This is a genomic window from Peribacillus sp. SIMBA_075 (assembly GCF_046534585.1).
This window is the reverse complement of record NZ_JAWRYN010000588.1, coordinates 1-272: the sequence shown is the minus strand read 5'-3', so window position 1 is coordinate 272 and position 272 is coordinate 1. Positions and strand designations below refer to the sequence as shown.

Below are 272 nucleotides of genomic sequence, written 5' to 3'. Positions count from 1 at the left end.
AAATAAAGCCCAGCTTCTGGTTGCGCAGCTCTGCTTTCGCCGCCGAAGACAGTTTGCTCATCGGTTGACCGTTAAAGATCACATCGCCGGAGGTTGGCGTATCCAGCCCGCCCAACAAGTGCAGCAAGGTGCTTTTACCGGAACCAGAGCTACCGACGATCGCCATCATTTCACCTTCGCCCACGCTGAAACTGACATTGTGCAGTACATCGGTTTGCACACTGCCTTCCTGATAGCGTTTGCACAGGTTGTCGCATTGCAACAGGATCTTA

At 52.9% G+C, this 272-nt stretch carries 1 protein-coding gene; it reads right to left on the bottom strand.

Features of this window, described 5'->3' with window-relative positions:
* A partial coding sequence (locus SB775_RS29510; RefSeq protein WP_410864786.1) for an ATP-binding cassette domain-containing protein occupies positions 1-272 on the bottom strand: 272 nt, incomplete at both ends.